General features: G+C 67.9%; 20 protein-coding genes. 10 read left to right on the top strand and 10 right to left on the bottom strand.

All coding sequences use genetic code 11. From position 1 onward, the window contains the following. Positions 1 to 28: 28 nt before the first annotated feature. From CCS01_RS27760 to rpsB, 7 genes are all read right to left on the bottom strand, one after another. The gene (locus CCS01_RS27760; protein ID WP_104522015.1) at positions 29 to 1,225 is read right to left on the bottom strand and encodes a 1-deoxy-D-xylulose-5-phosphate reductoisomerase; all 1,197 of its coding nucleotides are present in this window, start codon (positions 1,223 to 1,225) and stop codon (positions 29 to 31) included. Next, on the bottom strand, positions 1,222 to 2,088 hold the full coding sequence (locus CCS01_RS27765) for a phosphatidate cytidylyltransferase (protein WP_104522016.1): 867 nt from the start codon (positions 2,086 to 2,088) through the stop codon (positions 1,222 to 1,224). Before CCS01_RS27765 ends, CCS01_RS27760 begins: the two co-directional genes overlap by 4 nt. Before the next feature lie 216 nt (positions 2,089 to 2,304). After that, complete coding sequence (uppS, locus tag CCS01_RS27770) at positions 2,305 to 3,150, bottom strand: polyprenyl diphosphate synthase (protein ID WP_104522017.1); 846 nt, start codon at positions 3,148 to 3,150, stop codon at positions 2,305 to 2,307. Positions 3,151 to 3,168: 18 nt separating this feature from the next. Further along, complete coding sequence (gene frr / locus CCS01_RS27775) at positions 3,169 to 3,738, bottom strand: ribosome recycling factor (protein WP_104522018.1); 570 nt, start codon at positions 3,736 to 3,738, stop codon at positions 3,169 to 3,171. Between the two features lie 19 nt (positions 3,739 to 3,757). Beyond that, on the bottom strand, positions 3,758 to 4,480 hold the full coding sequence (pyrH, locus tag CCS01_RS27780; protein ID WP_408887517.1) for a UMP kinase: 723 nt from the start codon (positions 4,478 to 4,480) through the stop codon (positions 3,758 to 3,760). A gap of 193 nt (positions 4,481 to 4,673) precedes the next feature. Then, positions 4,674 to 5,582, bottom strand: coding sequence for a translation elongation factor Ts (tsf, locus tag CCS01_RS27785; protein WP_104522020.1), 909 nt, complete (start codon positions 5,580 to 5,582; stop codon positions 4,674 to 4,676). Positions 5,583 to 5,610: 28 nt separating this feature from the next. Beyond that, positions 5,611 to 6,393 (bottom strand): 30S ribosomal protein S2, encoded by a 783-nt coding sequence (rpsB, locus tag CCS01_RS27790; RefSeq protein WP_104522021.1) that lies wholly within the window; start codon positions 6,391 to 6,393, stop codon positions 5,611 to 5,613. Positions 6,394 to 7,065: 672 nt separating this feature from the next. Between rpsB and CCS01_RS27795 the strand changes: the two genes are divergently transcribed. From CCS01_RS27795 to cydC, 7 genes are all read left to right on the top strand, one after another. After that, on the top strand, positions 7,066 to 7,428 hold the full coding sequence (locus CCS01_RS27795) for a GxxExxY protein (protein ID WP_239992427.1): 363 nt from the start codon (positions 7,066 to 7,068) through the stop codon (positions 7,426 to 7,428). A gap of 621 nt (positions 7,429 to 8,049) precedes the next feature. Continuing rightward, on the top strand, positions 8,050 to 8,571 hold the full coding sequence (locus CCS01_RS27800; protein ID WP_193540174.1) for a ferritin-like domain-containing protein: 522 nt from the start codon (positions 8,050 to 8,052) through the stop codon (positions 8,569 to 8,571). Between the two features lie 58 nt (positions 8,572 to 8,629). Further along, a complete protein-coding gene (locus CCS01_RS27805) occupies positions 8,630 to 10,219 on the top strand; it encodes a cytochrome ubiquinol oxidase subunit I (RefSeq protein WP_104522023.1) in 1,590 nt (529 codons plus the stop codon). Positions 10,220 to 10,234: 15 nt separating this feature from the next. Then, positions 10,235 to 11,386: a cytochrome d ubiquinol oxidase subunit II gene (cydB, locus tag CCS01_RS27810; protein WP_104522024.1), complete on the top strand. Its 1,152-nt coding sequence runs from the start codon at positions 10,235 to 10,237 to the stop codon at positions 11,384 to 11,386. Between the two features lie 12 nt (positions 11,387 to 11,398). Next, positions 11,399 to 11,509 (top strand): cytochrome bd-I oxidase subunit CydX, encoded by a 111-nt coding sequence (gene cydX / locus CCS01_RS27815; RefSeq protein WP_104522025.1) that lies wholly within the window; start codon positions 11,399 to 11,401, stop codon positions 11,507 to 11,509. A gap of 350 nt (positions 11,510 to 11,859) precedes the next feature. Further along, positions 11,860 to 13,650, top strand: a complete 1,791-nt coding sequence (cydD, locus tag CCS01_RS27820; RefSeq protein ID WP_239992428.1) for a thiol reductant ABC exporter subunit CydD — start codon at positions 11,860 to 11,862, stop codon at positions 13,648 to 13,650. Beyond that, positions 13,641 to 15,431, top strand: a complete 1,791-nt coding sequence (gene cydC / locus CCS01_RS27825; RefSeq protein ID WP_104522026.1) for a thiol reductant ABC exporter subunit CydC — start codon at positions 13,641 to 13,643, stop codon at positions 15,429 to 15,431. The genes cydD and cydC overlap by 10 nt, the downstream gene beginning before the upstream one ends. Before the next feature lie 103 nt (positions 15,432 to 15,534). On the opposite strand, the gene CCS01_RS27830 is transcribed toward cydC, so the two are convergent. The 3 genes from CCS01_RS27830 to CCS01_RS27840 form a co-directional block, all read right to left on the bottom strand. Then, positions 15,535 to 16,239, bottom strand: a complete 705-nt coding sequence (locus CCS01_RS27830) for a Crp/Fnr family transcriptional regulator (RefSeq protein WP_104522027.1) — start codon at positions 16,237 to 16,239, stop codon at positions 15,535 to 15,537. Between the two features lie 191 nt (positions 16,240 to 16,430). Continuing rightward, on the bottom strand, positions 16,431 to 17,330 hold the full coding sequence (locus CCS01_RS27835) for an AAA family ATPase (protein WP_456307626.1): 900 nt from the start codon (positions 17,328 to 17,330) through the stop codon (positions 16,431 to 16,433). Next, the gene (locus tag CCS01_RS27840) at positions 17,330 to 18,127 is read right to left on the bottom strand and encodes an SRPBCC family protein (RefSeq protein WP_104522028.1); all 798 of its coding nucleotides are present in this window, start codon (positions 18,125 to 18,127) and stop codon (positions 17,330 to 17,332) included. Before CCS01_RS27840 ends, CCS01_RS27835 begins: the two co-directional genes overlap by 1 nt. A 339-nt stretch (positions 18,128 to 18,466) precedes the next feature. On the opposite strand from CCS01_RS27840, the gene CCS01_RS27845 reads away from it, so the two are divergent. The 3 genes from CCS01_RS27845 (at position 18,467) to CCS01_RS27855 (ending at position 24,303) form a co-directional block, all read left to right on the top strand. Then, positions 18,467 to 19,192, top strand: coding sequence for a hypothetical protein (locus CCS01_RS27845; protein WP_104522029.1), 726 nt, complete (start codon positions 18,467 to 18,469; stop codon positions 19,190 to 19,192). A gap of 424 nt (positions 19,193 to 19,616) precedes the next feature. Continuing rightward, a complete protein-coding gene (locus CCS01_RS27850) occupies positions 19,617 to 20,909 on the top strand; it encodes an MdtA/MuxA family multidrug efflux RND transporter periplasmic adaptor subunit (RefSeq protein WP_104522030.1) in 1,293 nt (430 codons plus the stop codon). A gap of 289 nt (positions 20,910 to 21,198) precedes the next feature. After that, entirely contained in the window at positions 21,199 to 24,303 is a 3,105-nt protein-coding gene (locus tag CCS01_RS27855) for an MdtB/MuxB family multidrug efflux RND transporter permease subunit (protein WP_104522031.1), read from the top strand. The last annotated feature ends 20 nt before the right edge of the window (positions 24,304 to 24,323 follow it).

A 24,323-nucleotide genomic window follows, 5' to 3' on the forward strand; every position in this document is an offset into this window, starting at 1 on the left:
TGGCATCCGGTTCGTAAAAATGAGCGCGTCAGGCGGCGCGGGCAGGCATCAGACTGTTCGCGGCCCGGCGAGCGCTGCCGTCGAGGGCGATCACGTCGTCCAACGTATCCACCTTCGGTGTGCCAAGCTGTTCCAGCACGCGAGCGACCGTATCCGCGATATCCAGAAAACCTATGCGGCGCTGCAAGAACGCTTCAACAGCAATCTCATTCGCCGCATTGAGAATAGTGGGAGTTCCCCCACCCGCCTGCAATGCCTCCCGCGCCAAACGCAGCGCCGGGAAGCGCACAAAATCGGGCGCGTAGAATTCCAGGTTCGCGACGGTGGCGAGGTCGAGGCGGCGGGACGCGGTGGCCATGCGGCGCGGCCATGCCAAAGTGTGCGCGATCGGGATGCGCATGTCCGGCGAGCCGAGCTGCGCCAGGACCGAGCCGTCCTGATAGTACACCAGCCCGTGGATCACCGACTGGGGATGCACCAGCACGCCGATCATCGACTCGTCCAGGCTGAACAGGCGGGCGGCTTCGATGATTTCCAGGCCCTTGTTCATCATCGTCGCGGAGTCGATGCTGATCTTCGCGCCCATCGACCAGACCGGATGGCGCAGCGCCGCCTCGGGGGTGGCGCGGGCCATTTCCTCCAGGCTGGCGGTGCGGAACGGTCCGCCGGAGGCGGTCAGCACGATCTTCTCCAGGGCGCCGTGGTTGCCGTCGGCCATGGACTGGAAGATGGCGTTGTGTTCTGAGTCGACTGGCAGCAGCGTCGCCCCGGCCTCCTTGACGGCGCGCAGCACCACGTCGCCGGCGCAGACCAGGGCTTCCTTGTTGGCCAGCCCGACGCAGGCGCCGCGCTTGATGGCAGCGAGGGTGGAGGCGAGGCCAGCGGCGCCGGTGATCGCGGCCATGGTCCAGTCGGCCTGCAGGGACGCGGCCTGGACCACCGCTTCGGTGCCGGCAGCGGCCTCGATCCCGGTGCCGGCGAGCGCGTTGCGCAGATCATTGTAGCAGGCGGGATCGGCGACGACGGCGAACTCGGCACGCAGGGCGACGGCCTGCTGCGCCAGCAGCGCGGCGTTGCGGCCGGCGGCCAGGGCGCGGACCTGGAACCGCTCAGGTTCGGCGGCCAGCAGATCGATTGTCTGGGTTCCGATGCTGCCGGTACTGCCAAGGATCGTAACGGAGCGGGGGGGCTCGGGTTGGTCGGGGCGGGAAATGTTGTCGGTCATTGCCAGATCACTACTCCAGCTCCAAGGATCAGCGCCAGTAGGCCCGCGAGCGGGGCCGCGAACAGCACGGCGTCCAGCCGGTCGAGCAGGCCGCCGTGGCCGGGGATGAGCCAGCCCGAGTCCTTAACGCCGAAGCGGCGCTTCAGGTGGCTCTCGAACAGGTCGCCGATCTGGCTGACACAGCCGATCAGCGCGGCGAAGCCGGCGGCGCGCAGGGGTGCGGTGCCGCCGAGGATGGCGCTGGCGATGAGCCCGGTGGCGACCACGGCGAACAGGCCGCCGACGGCGCCGGACCAGGTCTTGCCGGGCGAGATCGCCGGGGCGAGCCGCGGGCCGCCGACGGTGCGGCCAACGAGATAGGCGCCGATGTCGCTGGCCCAGACCAGCAGCAGCAGGATGATCACGTCGGCGCGGCCGGTTTCGGGCAGCAACCGCAGCCAGACCAGCGCCACCGAGCCGAGCCCGAGATAGGGAATGCCGAACGCCAGTGGCTTCGCGCGGCTGATGCCGCCGGCATAGACGGCAGCCGCAATGGTCGCCGCCGCCAGCAACGCCAGCGCACCGCCGGCATGGCCGAGCGCCGCCTGGACGACCGCGGCTGGCAGCGCGAGAAAGATCAGCGCGGCAGGCAGCGGTGTGCGCCGCTCGCACAGGTGGATCCATTCATAGGCGAGGCCGATGGTGATGACCGCGACCAGAAGGGTGAAGGCCGCTCCGCCAAACCAGATGCAGGCCAAGGCCGCCGGCGCGAGTATGGCTGCGGAGAGGATGCGCAGCCGAAGGTCGCTCCAGCGTGCCGACGCGGATTTTGTCACCAGGCCTGGCGGGTGCTGTACGGTCGGCGGACCGGCGATCTCGTTCATCAGCGGGTTCTATCTCAAGTCTGTCCCATCCGCTTAGAGCATTTTCCGCTTGCCTGGAACCGGGTTTGCATGCCCGGCCGCGGTCGTGGCGCATTCGCCACCAGCCGATGGATGGTCCCTTGTGGCGAGGGAGCGAGGTTCTTGCTCTATCGTCATGGCCGGGCGTGTCCCGGCCATCTGCGCTTCGACGGTTGGGGGTGGGAGACGTCGGCGCGGCTACCCTCTGCTGGTCCCGAACCGGCGGTCGCGCCGGGCGAATTCGGCCAGGGCAGCCTCGAAATGCGGCTGGTCGAAGTCGGGCCACAGCACGTCCAGAAACACCAATTCGGCATAGGCCGCCTGCCAGAGCAGGAAATTGGAGAGGCGCTGCTCGCCGGAGGTGCGGATGATCAGGTCCGGATCCGGCATCCCGGCGGTAGCGAGGAAGCGCTCGAACGTCTCCTCCCCCAGGTCGCCGGCATCGAGACGGCCCGCGCAGACGGCGGCGGCGGCGGCGCGGGCGGCGGCGGCGATCTCGGCGCGCGCGCCATAGGACAAGGCGATCGTCAGGTTCAGCCGGGTGTTGATGCTGGTGTCGCGCTCGGCCTTTGCCAGGTCGGTCTGGATATCGCGGTCGAAGCGGGCGCGATCGCCGATGAAGCGCAGGCGGACGCCGTTTTCCTTCAGTTCGACGATCTCGCTCCGCAGGTAGCGGCGCAGCAACCCGGTCAGGTCCATGATCTCGCCGGCCGGGCGGCGCCAGTTCTCGCTGCTGAAGGCATAGATGGTCAGCCAGGATACGCCGGCGCGGATTGCCGCCTCCACCGTGCGCCGGACCGCCCTGGCGCCCTCGCGATGGCCCGCGACGCGCGGCAGGCTGCGGGACTTGGCCCAGCGGCCGTTGCCGTCCATGATGATGGCGACATGGACAGGGAGGACGTCCGCGGACCCGGCAGCGGCATGAGCCGCCCTGTTGCAGGGGGCTTCGTCCGCTACAATGACGTCCGAGGCGGCAACGCCTGGTGTCGCGACTGTGGACGGCTGGTCATACGTTTCGATGACCCGCTCGGTGATGACAGGCATCCTGTGCCTTGACCTACTTTAGACCTGCCTGATGTCCTTTTCCTTATCGGCGAGCGCTCCGTCCACCTTTTTAATGAATTGGTCGGTCAATTTCTGAACGGCATCGGACCAGTCCTTGGCCAGGTCCTCGCCGATTTCGTGCTTCTTCTCGTGGGTCTTGATCTGTTCCATGCCGTCACGCCGCACGCTGCGCACCGCGACCTTCGCGCCTTCAGCGTACTTGTGCGCCATCTTGGCCAGTTCCGTGCGCCGTTCCGTGGTCAGCTGCGGGATCGGCACACGCACGAGCATGCCGTCGGTCGCGGGATTGAGGCCGAGGCCGGCCTCCCGGATCGCCTTCTCGACCGCCGAGACCATCGACTTGTCCCACACCTGCACGGTCAGCATGCGCGGCTCCGGCACGCCGACGGTGCCGACCTGGTTGAGCGGCATTTCGCTGCCATAGGCATGCACCCGCACAGGTTCCAGCAGGCCGGGATGGGCGCGGCCGGCGCGCAGGCCGGCGAATTCCCGTCGCAGCGTCTCCAGTGCGCCGTCCATGCGACGGGTCAGGTCCTGCTTCAAACTCTCCAGGTCCGCGGTGGCCATGGCGTTCCCTCCGACTTCCTCAGTTCTCGATGATCCGGGTGAACGCGCCCTCGCCCCGCATGACCTGCGCGAAGGCCCCGGGCGCATGAATATTGAAAACGACAATCGGCAAGTGGTTCTCCCGCGCCAGGCTGATCGCCGCGGCGTCCATGACGGCCAGATCGTTGGCCAGCACGTCGAGATATGTCAGTTGATCGTAGCGAGTGGGATTCACGACCTTGCGCGGATCGGCGGAATACACGCCATCGACCTGCGTGCCCTTCAGCAGGGCGTCGCACTTCATCTCCGCGGCGCGCAGGGCGGCGGCGGTGTCGGTAGTGAAGAACGGATTGCCGGTGCCGGCGGCGAAGATCACCACCCGGCCCTTCTCCATGTGCCGCTCGGCACGGCGGCGGATATAGGGCTCGCAGACGCTGGCCATCGGAATGGCCGACTGCACGCGGGTCGCGACCTCCTGCTTTTCCAGGGCTGACTGCATCGCCAGGGCGTTCATGACGGTTGCCAGCATGCCCATGTAGTCGGCCTGCGCGCGGTCCATCCCGGCCGAGGCGCCGGAAACGCCGCGGAAGATATTGCCGCCACCGATGACCACGCAGACCTCCACGCCCATCGCGACGACGGCCTTGATGTCGTGGGCAATGGCCTGGACCGTGTCGGTATCCAGACCGAACTCCCGCCGGCCCATCAGGGCCTCACCGGAGAGTTTCAGCAAAACACGCTTGTATATAGCCGGCTGTGTCAAGCGACTCTCCCGGACCTCAAATAAGAAGCGGCGCATGGATAACGGCCCTGGTCAGAACGCCGTTATACAAGGGATATTTCAGGCCGCCAGCATGGGCGGCGAATCGTGGCCGCCGTGCGACCACGATTCTGTCGATGGGATATTAATGACAGGAACCGCACCGAACAAGCGGCACCCGGCCAATACCCTGTGTTCAGACACCGGCGGTCGCGGCGACCTCGGCGGCGAAGTCATCCTTCGGCTTTTCGATGCCTTCGCCCAGCGCGAAGCGCACGAACCCGGTCAGGGTCACGCCCGCCTTCTTCGCCACCGTGCGCACCCGGCTTTCGCCGTCATGCACCCAGATCTGCTCCAGCAGCACCACTTCCTCGTAGTACTTGCGGATGCGGCCTTCGACCATCTTCTCGATGATGGCCTCGGGCTTGCCGGAGGCGCGGGCCTGCTCGGTCAGCACCGCGCGCTCGCGTTCCAGCGCCGCCGGATCGACCGCGTCGATGTCCAGCGCCTCGGGCCGGGCGGCGGCGACGTGCATGCCGACCTGGCGGCCGAGGGTCTCCAGCGCGGTCAGCTCAGCGTCGGCTTCCACCGCGGCGAGCACACCGATCTTGCCCAGGCCGGGCTTCAGCGCCTGGTGCATGTAGGTGGCGACGACGCCCTTCGGCACGGTCAGCACCGCGGCGCGGCGGATCGTCATGTTCTCGCCGATGGTGGCAACCAGATGCGTCAACTGCTCGGCCACCGTACGGCCGGTGTCGCCATACGGGGCGGCATTGATCGCGTCCAGGCTGTCGCCGATGGCCAGGGCGACCTGCGCCACCGCCGCGACGAATTCCTGGAAGGTCTCGTTGCGGGCGACGAAGTCGGTCTCGGCGTTGACCTCGACCACCGCGGCCTTCAGCGGGGCGGAGGCGACGCCGACCAAGCCCTCGGCGGCGATGCGGCCGGACTTCTTGGCGGCGGCGGCGAGGCCCTTCTTGCGCAGCCAGTCAACCGCGGACTCGATGTCGCCATCGGTCTCGGTCAGCGCCTTCTTGCAATCCATCATGCCTGCGCCGGTCTTGTCGCGCAGGTCTTTCACCAGGGCGGCGGTAATCGCGGCCATTGTGTATGCTCTCCTGAAAAAACTTGGCTCAGGCGCTGGCCTGGGCGGACTCGGCTTCCGTATCCGCGATAATTTCGACCGGCAGGTCCTCACGCGCGCCGATATCGATGCCGGTGGTGGCCATCTCGGCCGAGATGCCGTCCAGCACCGCGCCGGAAACCAGGTCGCAATACAGCGTGATCGCGCGGATCGCGTCGTCGTTGCCCGGGATCGGGAAGGTCACGCCGGAGGGGTCGGAGTTGCTGTCCAGCACCGCCACCACCGGGATGTGCAGCTTGTTGGCTTCCTCGACCGCCAGCTTCTCCTTGTTGGTGTCGATCACGAACAGGATGTCCGGCAGGCCGCCCATGTCCTTGATGCCGCCCAGCGCGCGCTCCAGCTTGTCCTTGTCGCGGGTGATGTCCAGGACTTCCTTCTTGGTCAGACCCTGGGTGTCGCCGCCGAGCAGATCCTCGATCTGGCGCAGGCGCTTGATCGAGCCGGTGATGGTCTTCCAGTTGGTCAGCGTGCCGCCGAGCCAGCGGTGATTAATATAGTACTGGCCGCAGCGCCGGGCGGCGTCGGCGACATGCTCGGCCGCGGCGCGCTTGGTGCCGACGAACAGCACGCGGCCGCCGGCAGCGGTGACGTCGCGGATGGCGCGCAGGGCACGGTCCAGCATCGGCACGGACTGCTGCAGGTCGATGATGTGCACGCCGTTGCGGGTGCCATACAGGAACGGCGCCATGCGCGGGTTCCAGCGGCGGGTGTGGTGGCCAAAGTGGACGCCGGCTTCGAGAAGCTGGCGGAGGGTGAATTCAGGGATCGCCATGATCGCGGGTCTTTCCTGTCGTCCGGTTGCTGCCTCCGCGGGGGTTGCCGATTGGGCACCGGACCCGGGGCCGTCGCCGGCCGGGAAAGGCTCCCCGCGTGTGAATTACCGGCAGACGGGTGGGTCCCGCTGCCGGCGGGGCGGATATGGCGGATTGGGCGCGGGATTGCAAGCTGCGCGTCTGGTGGGGGGATGTTGGAGGGGCGCCATCGCCGTCGAGCCACAACAGACGGAAGGTCGGTGATAATCGCTGTCAATTCCCGTGCAGCCTGGACCACTGGCGCCCTGGAACCGGGTTCTGGGCGCATAAACGCACTGGATGACCACGCCCGGAAAAGTGCGCGGCCGGGGGTTATCGGCCAGGCCCGCGATGCGATCCGACAGGCATTGAGGTACGGCAGGCGGCGGAGAACCCGGGATGCGCCGGATGGTACTCGGCTGATATCTCCCCACCTGCTTTGCAGCGTGTTCGTTTTTTGTTCCGCAGATCGCCGTGTGTGGTCCAGCGGCGGCCCGTGGCAAACCTGGCTGTACGGTGGTTCAGGTCGCGGATTCGGGGGCGGAGTTTGTTTCTTATTGGAAATTTCCTGACCTTGCGGGCATCGTCGAGCTGCGGTTGCGCGGCTCCTGTTCAACGCCCAAATGTTGGAACCTTCCCTCGAGCATGATGTGGTGGCTCGGCAGATTGTCGATGCGGCCTTTGCCGTTCACAGCGTGCTGGGGCCAGGCTTGCTCGAAGCGGTGTATGAGCAATGCCTTGCGTATGAGCTGGAGACGCGTGAAATCCCGTTTCGGCGGCAGGTCGTGCTGCCAATCTGTTATCGCGGCCGGCGGATTGATGCCGGTTTCCGGATGGACATGGTCGTCTGCGAACTGGTCGTGGTCGAGATCAAGGCGGTGGAACGCCTTCTGCCGATCCACGAGGCGCAGTTGGCGACTTACCTGAGGTTGTCGCGGCTTCAGCTTAGATTGCTGATCAACTTCAACGTTATCCTGATCAAACAAGGCATCAGGCGGCGGATCAACAACGGCTGACCCGACGTCCTGGCGTTTGATCGGTGCTCTCCACCCCACGGACCACCGGCAGGGGGCATCGGTCACCGCCTGGTGCCCCTGCACCGTTCCTGTTCAACGCCAAGATACCGGGGGACCATTCGCCGTCCCGCCGCGCGGCTGCCTGTCATGCTCTCGATCGCGGCACGTGGCGGCTTGATGGCCATGAATTTGGCGTCTTGGCGTTTCCTCGGCAGAACCGACCGCACGGACCGCCGGTGGTGCGCACCTGTCACCGCCAGGAGCGGCTGGGCGGTTCCTGTTCAACGCCAAGATACCGGGGATCATTCGCCGTCCCGCCGCGCGGCCGCATGTCATGCCCTTGATTGCAGCACGCGGCGGCCTGATGGCCATGAATTTGGCGTCTTGGCGTTTATCGGTGGAACCGGCGGCACCGCTGCAGCAGCGGCTGGGGCGCCATGTGCCAGCACCGACCTGGTGCGCTGAGCAGAACAGCCACCGGCTGTGCGAACTCGGCGGCGATTGGCCGATGCCGCTCACCGTGAGCGTGCCCTGTGCCCCGCCCGCCAACCAACAATTATCATGGCGGGCGTCCGCCGCCGCACGTCAGAGTGCCGCCGCAACCTGTCCGAGGCACCCGCCATGCCCCCTTCCGCCCTGCATCAGGCCCTGTTGGCGGCGCTCGACGACGAATACAAATCACGCGCGATCTACCGCGTTGTGATCGACACGTTCGGCCCCGTGCAGCCGTTCTCCGGCATCATCCGTTCGGAGCAGCGGCACATCGATGCCCTGCGGTCGCTGCTCGCCGCGCGCAACCTGCCGGTCATCAGCGATCCCTACGCGGCCGGCCTGCCGGCGCCGGCGACGCTGCTGGAAGCCTGCGAAGCCGGCGTCGCAGCCGAACTGGAGAATGTCTCCCTGTATGACCGGCTGATCGCCGATGCCGCGGGCGACGAGGAGGTGCTGTTCGTCTTCCGCGCCCTGCAGCGCGCCTCGCAGGAATGCCACCTGCCGAGCTTCCGCCGCCACCTGCCCGGCGGGCAGGCCGAACCCTGCCGCGGTGACCGGTACGGGCGGAAAGGCCTCTGCTGCCGTGCCCCGGACTACGGCGGCCGCTGCCGCTTGCATGACATTTGTCATGGCAGGCTTCCATTACAATAAAGTACCTATCACTTCCGCCGGCGACACCCGAGCCGCTGGCCTGCTCGATGGAGGGCGCATGATAGACCCAACCTTCGTGGCGTTGTCGCGGACGCAGTTCGCCGCGACGGCGCTCTACCACTTCCTGTTCGTCCCGCTCACGCTCGGCCTTTCCTGGATCCTGGTGATCATGGAATCCGCCTACGTGATGACGGGCAACACCATCTACCGCGACATGACGCGGTTCTGGGGCAAGCTGTTCGGCATCAACTTCGCCCTCGGCGTCACCACCGGCCTGACCATGGAGTTCGAGTTCGGCACCAACTGGGCCTACTATTCCCACTACGTCGGCGACGTGTTCGGCGCGCCGCTCGCCATCGAAGGACTGATGGCGTTCTTCCTGGAATCCACCTTCATCGGCCTGTTCTTCCTGGGCTGGGAGCGATTGAGCGCCCGGCAACACCTGGTGGTGACGTTCTTCACCGCGCTGGGCTCGAACCTGTCGGCGCTGTGGATCCTGGTCGCCAACGGCTGGATGCAGCATCCCGTCGGCTCCAGCTTCTCGCCTACCACGATGCGCATGGAGATGAACAGTTTCTACGACGTGCTGTTCAACCCGGTGGCGCAGGTCAAGTTCGTGCATACCGTCGCGGCGGGCTACGTGACGGCGTCGATGTTCGTGCTGGCCATCAGCGCGTACTATATGCTGAAGGGCCGCGACATGGGGTTCGCCAAGCGCTCCTTCGCCATCGCCGCCGGCTTCGGCTTCGCGGCGGCGCTGTCGGTCATCGTGCTGGGGGACGAAAGCGGCTACACGCTGGGCGACGTGCAGAAGGACAAGCTGGCGGCGATCGAGGCCGAATACGACACGGCCCCGGCCCCGGCCCCGTTCACGATCTTCGGCATCCCCAATGACAAGACCCTCACCACCGAGGATGCGATACGCGTGCCGGGCGTCCTCGGCCTGATCGCCACCCGCTCGCTCAACGGCGAGGTGGAAGGGCTGAAGGACCTGATGAAGGACCATGAGGCGCGCATCCGCTCCGGCATGATCGCCTATGACGCCCTGCAGCACCTGCGCCACGGCGACCATTTGCAGGCGACCGAGGACGCCTTCAACGCCCACAAGGCAGACCTGGGCTACGGGCTGCTGCTGAAGCGCTATAGCGACAACGTCGTCGATGCCACGCCCGAGCAGATCGACGCCGCCGTGCATGACTCGATCCCGCCGGTGGCGCCGCTGTTCTGGGGCTTTCGCATCATGGTCGGGCTCGGCTTCCTGATGCTGCTGCTGATCGGCTCCTCGCTGTTCTTCAGCGCCCGGCACACCATCCAGAACCATCGCTGGCTGCTGCGGGTCTTGATCCTCTGCCTGCCGGCGCCGTGGCTGGCCTGCGAGGCTGGCTGGCTCGTCGCTGAACTCGGGCGCCAGCCCTGGGCCATCGGCGGCGTGCTGCCGACGTTCCTGGCGACCTCCAGCCTGACCACCGCGGACCTGGCCTTCAGCCTGACCGGCTTCATCGGCTTCTACACCTTCCTGCTGGTGATCGAGATGTTCCTGATGGTGCGGTTCGCGAAGATGGGCCCGGCGTCGCTCGGCACCGGCCGCTACCATGGTGAAACGTCCAGGCCCGTTGCCGCGCCGGCTGCAACCGCGCTGGCCGACTAGGCGGAGTACGCACAGATGCTCGACTATGAAACGCTGAAATTCATCTGGTGGGTGCTGGTCGGCACGCTGCTGATCGGCTTCGCCATCACCGACGGCATGGACATGGGCGTCGGCGTGCTGCTGCCGTTCCTCGGCAAGAATGACATGGACCGGCGGGTGATCATCAACACCGTCGGCCCGCACTGGGACGGCAACCAGGTGTGGCTGATCACCGCCGGCGGCGCCATCTTCGCCGCTTGGCCGGCCGTGTATGCCGCCTCGTTCTCCGGCTTCTACATGGCGATGCTGCTGGTGCTGTTCGCCCTGTTCTTCCGCCCGGTCGGCTTCGACTACCGGTCCAAGATCGAGGATCCACGCTGGCGCAACGCCTGGGACTGGGGGCTGTTCGTCGCCGGCCTGGTGCCTGCGCTGATATTCGGCGTGGCGTTCGGCAACCTGCTGCAAGGCGTGCCCTTCCACCTGGATGACATGCTGCGGCCGCACTACCAGGGCACGCTGCTGTTCGCCCTGGTGCCGCTGCTGAACCCGTTCGCCCTGGTGGCCGGCCTGATCAGCCTGGCGATGCTGGCGCTGCACGGCGCGACCTGGCTGCAACTGCGCACCGAGCGGCCGCTGTCGGAACGCGCCCGGGCCGCGGCTCTGCGGCTGGGGCCGGTCATCACCCTGCTGTTCGCGCTGGCCGGGCTGTGGGTGGCGTTCGGCATGGACGGCTACCAGATCGTCTCGGGCCCGCCGCACGGCGCGCTGCCGGATCCGCTGGCCAAGGAAGTGGTGCTGCGGCACGGCGCCTGGCTGGCGATCTATCACCAGATCCCGAAGGCGATGGCGGTGCCGGCCCTGGGGCTGGCGATGCCGCTGCTGACGGCGCTGCTGGCCGCGGTGCGCCTGCCGGGGCTGGGGTTCATCACCAGCGCCCTGGGCATGACCGGCATCATCGGCACGGCGGGGCTGTCGATGTTCCCGTTCATCATGCCGTCCAGCACCGATCCCAACTCCAGCCTGACGGTGTGGGATGCGACATCGAGCCACCTGACGCTGACGGTGATGTTCTGGGCGGTGGTGATCTTCCTGCCATGCGTCCTGACCTACACCGTGTGGTGCTACGTCCGCATGTGGGGGAAGGTCACGGCGCAGGCGATCGCGGCGAACAGCCATACCGCTTACTGAAGGAGACGAACCATGTGGTATTTCAGTTGGATCCTCGGACTGACCGCCGCGCTGTCGATCGGGTTGATCAACGCGCTGTGGTATGAGGCGACGCGGGCCTTCAACCCCGGCGACTCGGACTGAGCGTTTGCGCCGTTGCGACCCACCGGCCGCAGCGGCGCAAAGCCATTATTGCACAGAAATTTCCAGTTTTTTGACTCAGCACGGACCGCACGAGACATGCTCCGGAACGCCCCCATCGGCGCTACAGCAAATCGCAGGCGGGTTGGGACAAGCCGACGGCCCGCCTTCATCGTCATGCCGGGCGCAGACCCGGCATCCACGCCTTTGGCTGATACCAGCACCGCGAGGCGGGGATGCCGGGCCTGCGCCCGGCATGACGGCCGAGGCGGGCCGCCCCTCTCCAAACGGTGTCCCAACCTGTCTGCCGTAGGGAGAACGACCGCGCCCGGTGCCCGGTCGTGGTAGCGCCTGTGCGGAACACCCCAGCGGCGGACGTCGCCGCAACCCCCGACAAGACCTTCCTGCGGACGCGCACGAAGCTGGCGCGCGGTGGGCTGACGCTCGCCATGCTCTGTTCCGCCGCCGGCGCCGGGCTGATGGTCGGACAGTATTTCCTGATCGCGCAGGTGCTGCGCGACGCGGTGATGCATGGCGCCGGGCTGCCGCAACTGATGCCGCGGCTCTGGCTGCTGCTGCCGATCATCGCCGCGCGGGCCGTCCTGCTGTGGGCTGGCGAGGCCACTTCCATCGGCGCCGGCGCGCGGGTGCGCCTGGCGGTGCGCGGCGAACTGGCGCGGCACCTGCTGGCGCTCGGACCCGTCGCGCTGGCCGGGGAGCGGACCGGCGCGCTGACCGTGGCGCTGATCGACAGCGTCGAGGCGCTGGACGCCTATGTCGCCCGCTACCTGCCGGCCCGCGCCGCCTCGGCGCTGGTGCCGCTGACCGTCGCGGTCGCGGTGCTGGCGGCTGACAAGCTGTCGGCGCTGATCCTGGTGCTGGCGGCGCCGCTGATCCCGGTGTTCATGGTGCTGATCGGCCGCGGGGCGGAGAAGCTGAACCAGGCGCAGTGGGCGCGGCTGGCCAGGCTGGCGGCGCACTTCCTGGAAGCGCTGCAGCTGCTGACGACGCTGAAGCTGTTCAACGCCAGCAAGCGCGAGGCCGAGACCATCGCGCGCGTGTCCGACGAATACCGTCAGGCGACGATGGCGGTGCTGCGCGTGGCGTTCCTGTCGTCGCTGGCGCTGGAGTTCTTCGCCACGGTGGGCGTCGCGCTGGTGGCGATCGCCGTCGGCTTCCGCCTGCTGTGGGGCGAGATCGGCTTTGGCGAGGGTCTGTTCGTGCTGCTGCTGGCGCCGGAATTCTTCCAGCCGCTGCGGGGCCTGGGCACGCAGTACCACGCCCGCATGGCGGCGGTCACCGCAGCCGAGCGCATCGCCGCACTGCTGGCGCGATCTTCGCTCCCCCTCGTCATGGCGGCCGAAGGGCCGCCATCCACGCATGGCGGTGCTGATACCAGCAGAAGGCGTGGATGGCGGCCCTTCGGCCGCCATGACGACAGGGGGTGCGACGCAGCTCCCGTCGCCGCACCGTCACTCGCGTTCGACCATGTCAGCCTTACCTACCCTGACAACCGCGTTGCTCTGACCGACGTCACCTTCCATCTGCCTCCCGGCCGCGTCACCGCACTGATCGGCCCGAGCGGCGCCGGCAAGAGCAGCATTGCCGCGCTGCTGCTGCGCTTCGTCGCCCCGACCGCCGGCACGATCCGGGTGGACGGCGAAGACCTGGCCACCATCGACCCCGCCACCTGGCGCCGGTGCGTCGCCTGGGTGCCCCAGCGGCCGCATCTGTTCCACGGGACCATCGCCGCCAACATCCGCCTGGGCGGCCCGGATGCCGACGATGCCCCGGTGGCCCGCGCCGCCGCGCTTGTCGGCGCCGACGCGTTCATCGCGAAGCTGCCCGCGGGCTATGGCCATATCATCGGCGAGCGCGGCGCCGGCCTGTCCGGCGGCCAGGCGCGGCTGGTCGCCCTGGCCCGTGCCGCCCTGCGCGACGCGCCGCTGCTGATCCTGGACGAACCGACCGCCAGCCTGGACGCGGAAACCGAGCACCTCGTGGCCCGGGCCGTGCGCCGCCTGGGCGAGGGCCGCACCGTGCTGATCATCGCCCACCGCCCCGAAGCCGTGCGCCATGCCGACGCGACCCTGCGCCTGCAGGCCGGCCGGGTCATGCAGGAGGCGACAGCGCCATGCGCCTGATGCTGCGCCTGCTGACGCTCAGCCGCCCCGCCGCCGGCTGGCTGGCGCTGGGCAGCCTCGCCGCGCTGGTGGCGCTTGTCGCCAATGTCGCGCTGCTGGCGGTGTCGGGCTGGTTCGTCACCGCCATGGGCGTTGCCGGCACCGCCGGGCGCAGCATGAACTACTTTACGCCGGCCAGCCTGATCCGTCTGTTCGCCATCCTGCGCACGCTCGGCCGCTACGCCGAGCGGGTGATCACCCACGAGGCCACCTTCCGCCTGATCGCCAGCCTGCGGGTGTGGCTGTTCCAGCGGATCGAGCCGCTGTCGCCCCCTGCGCTCGCCGCCTGGCGCAGCGGCGACCTGGGCGCGCGGCTGCGCACCGACCTCGACCGGCTGGAGACGGTGTACCTGCGCCTGATCTCGCCGCTGGCGGTGGCGCTGGTTGGTGGCGCGGTGCTGGTGGCCTGGCTGTCGCGCTATTCCGCGCCGCTTGCCTGGCTGGAGGCGGCGCTGCTGCTGCTCGCCGGGCTGCTCGGACCGCTTGCCGTGGCGCGGCTGTCCGCCCCGGCCGCGCGGCGGCAGGTGACGGAGGAGGCGCTGCTGAACGCCGCAACCGTGGACCTGGTACAGGGCATGCCGGACTGCCTCGCCTTCGGCGCCGAGGCGGCGCAACTGGCCGCGTTCGACGCGCACAGCCGCGCCCTGGTCCGCGCGCAGGTGCAGAACGGCCGCGCCGGCGCACTGGCACAGTCGCTGCTGATGCTGTGCGCGGCGCTGGCGCTGTGGGGCGCCATCGTCCTGGCGGTGCCGCTGCTGCGGACCGGCGCCATCGACGGCGCGGACCTGGTGATGCTGGCACTGGCCTGCCTGGGCGGGTTCGAGGCGGTGGCCTCGCTGCCCGGCGCGCTGCAGGGCCTGGGCGGTGTGCTGGAGTCTGCCCGCCGGATCTTCGCAATCGCCGACGCGGCGGCGTCCCCCGCACCGGGAGGGACGGCACGATCCAGGTCATCCGCGAAGGAAGGGATGGCACCATTCAAGCCACGCGCGTTTGAAGGGGACGCCCGATCCCAGTCGCCCGCGGCGGAAGGGGAAGCACAATCCGCATTGCGCGCGACCCGCGGCCCGGCAGCCTGCGACATCGCCGCCAGCGGCCTGACCTATACGTATCCGGGTGCGCCGGCTCCGGCCTTGCGTGACTTCGGCCTTACCCTCCGACAAGGCCAGCGCATCGCCATCACCGGCCCCATCGGCTGCGGCAAGAGCACGCTGATCCTGCTGCTGACCGGGCTGGTCGCGCCCGATGGCGGCAACGTCAGCCTCGGCGGCTGTCCCGCCGGCGACCTGGACGGCGAGACCCGGCGCGGCTGCTTCGCCGTCGCGCCGCAGGAGCCCGGGCTGTTCAGCGGCACCATCCGCTACGCCCTGCGCCTGGCTGACCGCGAGGCGGACGACGCGGCGCTGTGGCGGGCGCTGCGCACGGCGCAACTCGACCAGGAGGTGGCGGCGCTGCCGGACGGGCTGGACACCTGGATCGGCGAGGCCGGACTGACGCTGTCAGGCGGCCAGGCGAAGCGGCTGTCGGTGGCCCGCGCCTTGCTGCGCCCGGCGCCGGTGCTGATCCTGGACGAGCCGACCGAGGGCCTCGATGCGGCGGCGGCCGAGGCGCTGCTGCAGGCGGTGGTCGCCAATCTGGCCGGCCGCAGCCTGCTGCTGATCACCCACGGCAAGGCCGGGCTTGCGCTGATGGACGCAGTCGTGGCGGTCCCTGGCGCCCAGGCCAGCCCGCCGCAAACGGCTTGATCCAGAATAACCGCGCCGATTGTGGCACGGACACCGCAACCGTCATGGTCGCCACAGGGCCGCCATGACGCGGAGGAGCCGGTGCGCCGCCCCCGCGCCGGTATCAGCACTCCGCAGCGCTGATGCAGGCCAGCAGGTCGAGGTCGCAACGGAAGCGGTTCCCGGCCAGTTCCAGGATCGCGTGCTGCTTCTTCAGCTCGGCGATGGTACGGCTGGCATGTTCGGTGGTGATGGCGAGGATGGCGCCCAGCTCCTCGCGTGAGAACAGGGTCACCGTGCCGTCCGATGCCGCCAGCAGCAGCAGCAGGCGCGCCATGCGCTGCACCGCCTTGCCGCTGGACAGCTCGCTCAGCCAGCGGTCCGCCTGGTGCAGGGCATCGTGCCAGCGTTGCATCAGCTGCCCATGCAGCCGCGGCGTTTCATGCGACAGGCGGTCCACCACCTGTTTGGGAATGCGGCAGACCAGGCTGGGCTGCAAGGCGATGGCGGCATGCTCGTAGGGCACGCCGAGGGTTGCCTCCATGCCCGCGGTGGCGCCGGCCCACAGCAGGCGGACGATCCGCTGGGTGCCGTCGGGCAGGTACTGCACCAGCTTGACCAGGCCGTGCCGCAAGGTGAACAGCGCCGCGCCGGCATCGCCTGCGTGGTAAAGCGCGGTGCCCGGCTCGACCTGCATTTCCTCGAGCGGCAGATGGATCAGCCTGAAATCGTCTTCCGCGAGATCGGCGAACAGTGCCAGGGCGCGGATGCCGCAGGTCTGGCAGGAACGGCGTCCTGACCAGGCTGCCGAGACGTCATCCCCTCGCATGGCTGCGCCGCATACGCCAGATCTCCGAAACCCGTGCAACTTTGGCCCGTCGCCTCACGCTGATGCAAGGGTTCTCGGTACCTATTATAACGTGTAACGTCAGGTTCCGCAGCATGCACCGGTGGCGATCGCACGAACGGGTGCGCAGCCGAAGCCATTTGTTGCCAGGCAACCGCGCCGCTCACGCCCGTTCAGCCTGCCGCGGCAACCTCGGTCACCAGCCGTGCCGCCTCAGCGCCGCGGACCTTGGCGATGTCGTCCTGGTATTTCAGCAGCACGCCCAGCGTCTCATCCACGTCGCCGGCGGTCAGCTCGGTCTTGTTGAGGTAGGTCAGTGCCTGCGCCCAGTCGATTGTTTCCGCGACCCCGGGCAGCTTGAACAGTTCCTCGCGCCGCAGCCGCTGCACGAAGTCCACCACCTGGGCCGCGAGCTGCTCCGGCACGCCCGGCGCCTTGGTGGCCAGGATCGCCCGCTCGCGTGTGGCGTTGGGATAATCGACCCAGTGATACAGGCAGCGGCGGCGGATCGCGTCATGCACCTCCCGCGTGCGGTTGGAGGTCAGCACGACGACCGGGCGGACCTTCGCCCGCACCGTGCCGTATTCCGGCACGCTGATCTGGAAATCGGCGAGCAGTTCCAGCAGGAACGCCTCGAACGGCTCGTCGGCCCGGTCGAGCTCGTCGATCAGCAGCACGGCCGGCGGCAGGTCGGGATCGATGGCGGAGAGCAGCGGGCGCGATTGCAGGAACTCGCGGGCATAGATGTCGCGGCTGATCTCGCCGCGGTCGGTCTGGCCGGCCGCCTCGGCCAGGCGGATCGCCATCAGCTGGCGGGCATGGTCCCATTCATAGGCGGCGGCCGACAGGTCCATGCCATCATAACATTGCAGCCGCACCAGGCGGCGGTTCAGCCCGGCGGCGAGCACCTTGGCGATCTCGGTCTTGCCGGTACCGGGCTCGCCTTCCAGGAACAGCGGGCGCTGCATCGACAGCGCCAGGTGCACCGTCGTCGCCAGTTCCATGTCGGCGATGTAGCCGTGCTCCGCCAGGATCCTGGCGGTGTCGGCGACGGTTCTGGGCAATCCCGGCACTAGAGCATGCTTCCCAGCGCCAGCAGCAAGATCAAGGCATAGACGCCCAGTCCGACCCAGGCCACCAGCGGCAGGCCGAACGGCTCCTGCGGCAGCAGCGACCAGATCGAAATGGCGGCCGGGGAGGTTGCGGCAGCCTTGGCGACCGCCACCGGCTCGGCCATGCTGGCGGCGGCGGCGGCCTGCACGCCCCCGCCATGCGCGAGGGCAGCCTCGGGCGAGGCGGCCTCGGCCGCGGCAGCCTGCGACGCGGCGGCTTCCACGGCGGCCACGGTCTCGGGCAAGGAGTGCGGCGCACCGCCAACGGCGGGAGCCGCCTCAGCCTCCGCCGGCACGGGCTGAGCCGCGGCGGGCGACAGCGCCTCCACCTGTTTGCTGAAGCGCTCGAAGAACTGGTCCGCCATCTGCTTGGCCGTGGCGTCGATCAGCCGCCCGCCGAGCTGCGCCAGCTTGCCGCCGACCTGGGCGCTGACGGCGTAGTTCAGCACCGTGTCGGCGCCGTCATCGGTCAGGCCGACCGTGGCGCCGCCCTTGGCGAAGCCGGTGGCGCCGCCCTGTCCCTCGCCGTTGATGCGGTAGCCGTTCGGCGGGTCGATGTCCGTCAGGTGCACGGTGCCGTTGAAGCGGGCGGAGATCGGCCCGACCTTGACGGCCGCGGTGGCTTTCATCTCCTCGTCGTTCAGCTTTTCCAGGCTCTGGCAGCCGGGGATGCTGGCCTTCAGGATATCCGGGTTGTTGAGCGCTGCCCACACGGTTTGCCGAGGCGCGGGTATCCGCCGCTCTCCTGTCATTTCCATGCAAATATTACCTCTTGCTGCGTGCGGCGGACGTTACTGGCAGGGTCGTGGGCTGGCAACAGAGCCGCCGCGGGGCGCCTCTGGCGCTGCAAGGCACCAGCCGTGTCGTATATCAACGTGCCTCGTATCGGTTTGTTCCCGTCAGCCGGATGATCCGGGCCCTTGCCGACGGCTGTTTCTGCCGCCCGGAGCCCGAACAACGGCAAGAAATGCCGCCTGCACCTTGATAAATGATTGAATAACAAAAGCTTACGGTTGGCACAGGTCATGCTTCACGAGCTACGCTCAATTTCTCGCAGAGGAGACCAGCAGGTGTTAAGTTCAATTTCCGGACAAAACATGCCGTGGGTGCAGTATTTTACGCATCCCACGCAGTCCGCGTCGAATGCCAGCCAGAACGGTGGGACGGGTTCGACCGATACGGATGGTGACTCATCGGGTGCGGCCGGCGCCGTCGGTGGCGGCTTCGGAGCGAGGCTGTCCGATCAGATGGGGCTGGCGCTGCTGGGGCTCGCCGGTGGCAGCAGCGGGACCACGCAGGCCAGCGGGCAGAGCAGCGACGTCACGTCCACCGGCACGACGACCGCCTCGACGACCGCCGGCAGCGATCTGTCGAAGATCTTCGGCGACCTGGAGTCGCTGTTCGCCTCGTTCGCCGGCACGACCGCGTCTTCCGGCAGCAGCACCGCCACCTCGGGCAGCAGCAGCACCGGCAGCACGTCGTCGGCCAGCAACACCGGAACCAGCAGCACGATCGATCCCGCCAGCCAGCTGCTGCAGGACCTGCAGCAGTTCGCGACGGACATGGGCACGGCCAGCCTGTCGTCCGGCAGCACGACATCCGGGACACAAGCCCCGCCGCCCGGGCCGCCTCCAGGCGGGTCGCCGTGGGACAACGACATCGGCAACAGCGGAACGGTTGCGGCGGACGCGAGCGGAAATATTGGCGGATCGGGCACGGTGGCCGGCCATCACAGCGGCTTCTGGCAACAGTTCGTCCTGTCCGCCTATACGGCGGCCACAGGCGGCACGGCGGCGACGTCCGCAAGCAGCGTCAATGCGTGATGGCCGCGGGGCCTCGGTGCGCGGGGCTACCATGAAAATGCGGACCAGCAGGCGTCCTCGTCTCTCTATCGTCGTGGCCGGGCGTGTCCCGGCCATCTGCGCACAGGCGGCGGGGGGGTGGATGGCCGGGACACGCCCGGCCATGACGGAGGGGCAACGGACTTCTCGCCCATTTTCCGCCATCGCGGTGCCGGCGCGCCGGCTGGCTAACTCCGTGGGCCTCTCCCGTGGCTACGCCATGCGGGCACATGGACGCGCGGACTATGTGAAATTTCAGGAACCTGACGGCGAGGCTTCACATCTCTGCGTGTAACGAAGCCGAATTTAGCGTAACAACGACACGGTCAAGCTTGTTCGCGCCATCGGCGGTGCTTTATCCGGATGGTCCCTCGTGGACGGCATCGGACAGAGGATCAGGCCCCGCATGGATGAACGCGTTGACGACACGAAAGTCCGGACCGCACCCGATACCCAGACGCGGGCCACGCCGGTTACGCGTCGGCCGCGTACCGCGTACTGGATCCTGACTGCTCTGGCCGTCGCCGGACTTGCGGGTGGCGGCTGGTTCCTGTGGGCGCACCCGAAGACCGGGTCGGCCAGTCATACCGCGCCCGCACCCCACCGCCCCGTCGGCATGCCGCAGCCGGTCGGCTTTGCCACGGTCGATACCGGCGACGTGCGTGTCATCCTGAACGAGCTTGGGACAGTGACCTCGCTGGATACCGTGACGGTGCAGACCCAGATCAACGGGCAGTTGCAGCAAATCGGGTTCAAGGAAGGCCAGGTTGTCCACAAGGGCGACTTCCTGGCGCAGATCGATCCACGGCCGTACCAGGCGGCGCTGGAGCAGGCGCAGGGAACGCTGGCGCATGACCAGGGGCTTCTCGCGCAGGCGCAGTCGGACCTGAAGCGCTACGAGGCGCTCGGGAAGCGTGACTTCATCTCCCAGCAGCAGCTGGAGGACCAGAAGTTCCTGGTCCAGCAGTATACCGGCACGGTGCAGACCGACCAGGGAACGGTGGACAACGCGAAGGTGAACCTGGTGTACTGCCACATCACCTCGCCCATCGACGGCGTGGTCGGGCTGCGGTTGGTTGACCTGGGCAATTACGTGCAGACGTCGAGCACGACCGGGCTGGTGGTGATCACGCAGATGCAGCCGATCTCGGTGCTCTTCACCGTGCCCGAGGACAACCTGCCGGACATCATCCAGCGCGTGCGCGCCGGCGCCACGCTGAGCGTCGATGCGTATGACCGCAGCAACACGCGCCATCTGTCGACCGGACAGCTCGCCACGCTGGACAACGTGATCGACACCACGACGGGCACGCTGAAGCTGCGGGCCATCTTCGCCAACCCGGACGACATGCTGTATCCGAACCAGTTCGTCAACGCGCGGCTGCTGGTGGACACGATGCACAACACGGTGCGCGTGCCGGTCCCGGCGGTGCAGCGCGGCGAGCCCGGGACGTTCGTTTATGTGATCAATCCGGACAACACCGTCTCGGTACGGCCGATCAAGGTAGGGCCGGTCGATGAGGGGTATGAAGCCGTGCTGTCGGGACTGAAGCCCGGCGAGCGGGTGGTGACCGACGGCACCGACCGGCTACGCGATGGCGCCCGGGTGTCGCTGCCGGCGCAGAAGGGCGCGGCGGCGGACCGTGGCCAGACACCTGCGTCCGGGCAGCGGGCGCACCACCAGCAGCAGGCAGAATGAAGCCCTGGGCGCCAAGGCAACAGGGCATGGCACATGGTCGTCCCTGTCTCGGCGGAGGTTGGCAGAGCAGGGTCCTCGCCCCATCGTCATGGCCGGGCGTGTCCCGGCCATCCGCGCTTCGACGGCAGGGGGCGGATGGCCGGGACACGCCCGGCCATGACGGAGAGAGAACGGCCTGGCCCCCAGGTCCTTCTCCGCTCCGGCCTTTTCCTGATATGGATGGAGCCTTGCCCTCCGGCGGGCCGGAGACACGGCTTAACGTGCCGCTCATGACGCGAAGCAAGCCCGCATGAGCCCATCCCGCCCCTTCATCCTGCGGCCGGTCGCCACCACCCTGCTGATGGCGGCGATCCTGCTGGTGGGCATCGTCGCCTACCGCTTCCTGCCGATCTCCGCCCTGCCGGAGGTCGATTACCCGACCATCCAGGTGCAGACCTTCTACCCCGGCGCCAGCCCGGAGGTGATGACGTCATCGGTCACCTCGCCGCTGGAGGTGCAGTTCGGGCAGATGCCCAGCCTGAACCAGATGTTCTCCACCAGTTCGGCCGGCGCCTCGCTGATCACCTTGCAGTTCGGCCTGGACATCAGCCTGGACGTGGCTGAACAGGAGGTGCAGGCAGCCATCAACGCCGCCGGCAACCTGCTGCCCACCGATCTGCCGGCGCCGCCGATCTACGCCAAGGTCAACCCGGCGGATGCGCCGATTCTGACGCTGGCGCTGACCTCGAAGACCCTGCCGCTGACCCAGGTCGAGGACATGGCGAACACGCGTCTGGCGCAGAAAATCTCGCAACAACCGGGGGTTGGCCTGGTTTCGATCAGCGGTGGGCAACGGCCGGCGGTGCGGGTGCAGATCAATCCGCGGGCGCTGGCGGCCGCCGGGCTGAACATCGACGACCTGCGCACAACGCTCGGCAATGCCAACGTCAACACGCCGAAAGGCGGTTTCGACGGCCCGGCGCAGGCGACGACGATCAACGCCAACGACCAGATTTCCGATCCGCAGCAATACCTGAACCTGGTGATCGCCTGGCGCAACGGCGCGCCCGTCCGGTTGAAGGATGTGGCGACGGTGGTCAACGGCGCCGAGAACACCAAGCTGGGCGCCTGGGCCAATACCACGCCGGCGATCATCCTGAACGTGCAGCGCCAGCCGGGCGCCAACGTCATCCAGGTCGTCGATACCATCAAGAAGCTGCTGCCGCGTCTTCAGACGTCGCTGCCGTCCGCGGTGGATGTCGCGGTGCTGACCGACCGGACGCAGACGATCCGCGCCTCGGTCGCGGACGTGGAGTTCGAGCTGTTCCTCGCCGTCGCGCTGGTGGTGCTGGTGATCTTCCTGTTCCTGCGCAACCTGCCGGCGACGGTGATCCCCAGCCTGTCGGTGCCGCTGTCGCTGGTGGGCACGCTGGCGATCATGTACCTGCTCGGGTTCAGCCTGGATAACCTGTCGCTGATGGCGCTGACCATCTCCACCGGGTTCGTCGTGGACGATGCGATCGTCATGATCGAGAACATCGCCCGCTTCGTGGAGGCCGGCGCCTCCCCCCTCGCCGCCGCGCTGAAGGGCAGCGAGCAGATCGGCTTCACCATCATCTCGTTGACCGTGTCGCTGATCGCAGTGCTGATCCCGCTGCTGTTCATGGGCGACGTAGTCGGGCGGCTGTTCCATGAGTTCGCCATCACCCTGTCGGTGACGATCGTGATCTCGGCGGTGGTGTCGCTGACGCTGGTGCCGATGATGTGCGCGCGGCTGGTCCGCCACCGGCCGGACGCCGAGCGCAACCGCTTCGACCTGGCGGCCGAGCACGGCTTCAACTGGATCATCGGCCGCTACGACCGCGCTTTGACTATCGTGCTGAACCACCAGCCGCTGACGCTGCTGGTCGCGGCTCTGACGTTGGCTGTGACGGTGTGGCTGTATATTCTTGTGCCCAAAGGATTCTTCCCGGTGCAGGACACCGGGGTGCTGCAAGGCATCTCGGTGGCGTCGCAGAGCGTCTCCTTTGGCGCGATGGCGCAGCACCAGCAGGCGCTGGCGGCGGCGATTCTGAAGGATCCGGACGTTGTCAGCCTGAGTTCCTTTATCGGCGTGGACGGCAGCAACACCACGCTGAACACCGGGCGGTTCCTGATCAACCTGAAGCCGAAGGATGAACGCAGCCTGGATGCGAGCGCCGTCGCCCGGCGCCTGCAACGGGAAACCGCCAACGTGCCGGGCGTGACGCTGTACCTGCAGCCGGTGCAGGACCTGACGATCGACGCCTCGGTCAGCCGCACGCAGTACCAGTTCGTGCTGGAGAACCCGAACCTTTCGGCGTTCAACGAATGGGTGCCGAAGCTGATGGCGCGGCTGGAGACCCTGCCGGAACTGTCCAATGTCGCGAGCGACCTACAGCAGCAGGGGCTGACGGTGAATCTGGTGATCGACCGGACGACGGCGGGACGCTTCGGCATCACGCCAGCCACGGTCGATAACGCGCTGTATGACCTGTTCGGGCAGCGCATCGTCTCCACCATCTACACGCAGTCGAACCAGTACCGCGTGATCATGGAGGCGGACCCGGCGTTGCAGCACTCGCTGGCTTCACTGTCGGCGATCTACCTGCCGTCCTCACTGTCCACCACCGGGCAGGTGCCGCTGAGCGCGATCGTCAGCGTGGTGCAGAAACCGGGACCGTTGCAGATCAGCCACCTGGCGCAGTTTCCCGCGACGACGATTTCGTTCGACGTGCCGCCGGGATCGTCGCTCGGCGCGGCCGTGGCGGCGATCCGCCAGGCCGAGACGGATATCGGCCTGCCGGAGAGCTTCGTCACCGCCTTCCAGGGCGCGGCCGCGGCGCTGGAGTCGTCGCTGTCGAACGAACTGCTGCTGGTGCTGGCGGCGATCGTGACGGTGTACATCGTGCTGGGGGTGCTGTATGAGAGCTTCATCCACCCGATCACGATCCTGTCCACGTTACCCTCGGCCGGCGCCGGCGCGCTGGTGGCGCTGCTGATCGCCGGCGGCACCATCGACGTCATCTCGATCATCGGCATCATCCTGCTGATCGGCATCGTGAAGAAGAACGCGATCATGATGATCGACTTCGCGCTGGAGGCGGAGCGTGAAGACGGCAAGTCGCCGCGCGAGGCGATCCACCAGGCCTGCCTGCTGCGCTTCCGGCCGATTTTGATGACGACGATGGCGGCGCTGCTGGGCGCGCTGCCGCTGATGCTGGGCACCGGCACGGGGTCGGAACTGCGGCATCCGCTGGGCATCGCGATCGTCGGCGGGCTGATCGTCAGCCAGGTGCTGACGCTGTTCACCACGCCGGTGATCTACCTGATGTTCGATCGGCTGGCCTGGCGGCTGAGCGGCAAGTCACTGGCCGGCGGCGGGGCGGCGGTGTGATGGGGGTCATCGTCCCGGCA

Source organism: Rhodopila globiformis (assembly GCF_002937115.1).
Taxonomy (GTDB): domain Bacteria; phylum Pseudomonadota; class Alphaproteobacteria; order Acetobacterales; family Acetobacteraceae; genus Rhodopila; species Rhodopila globiformis.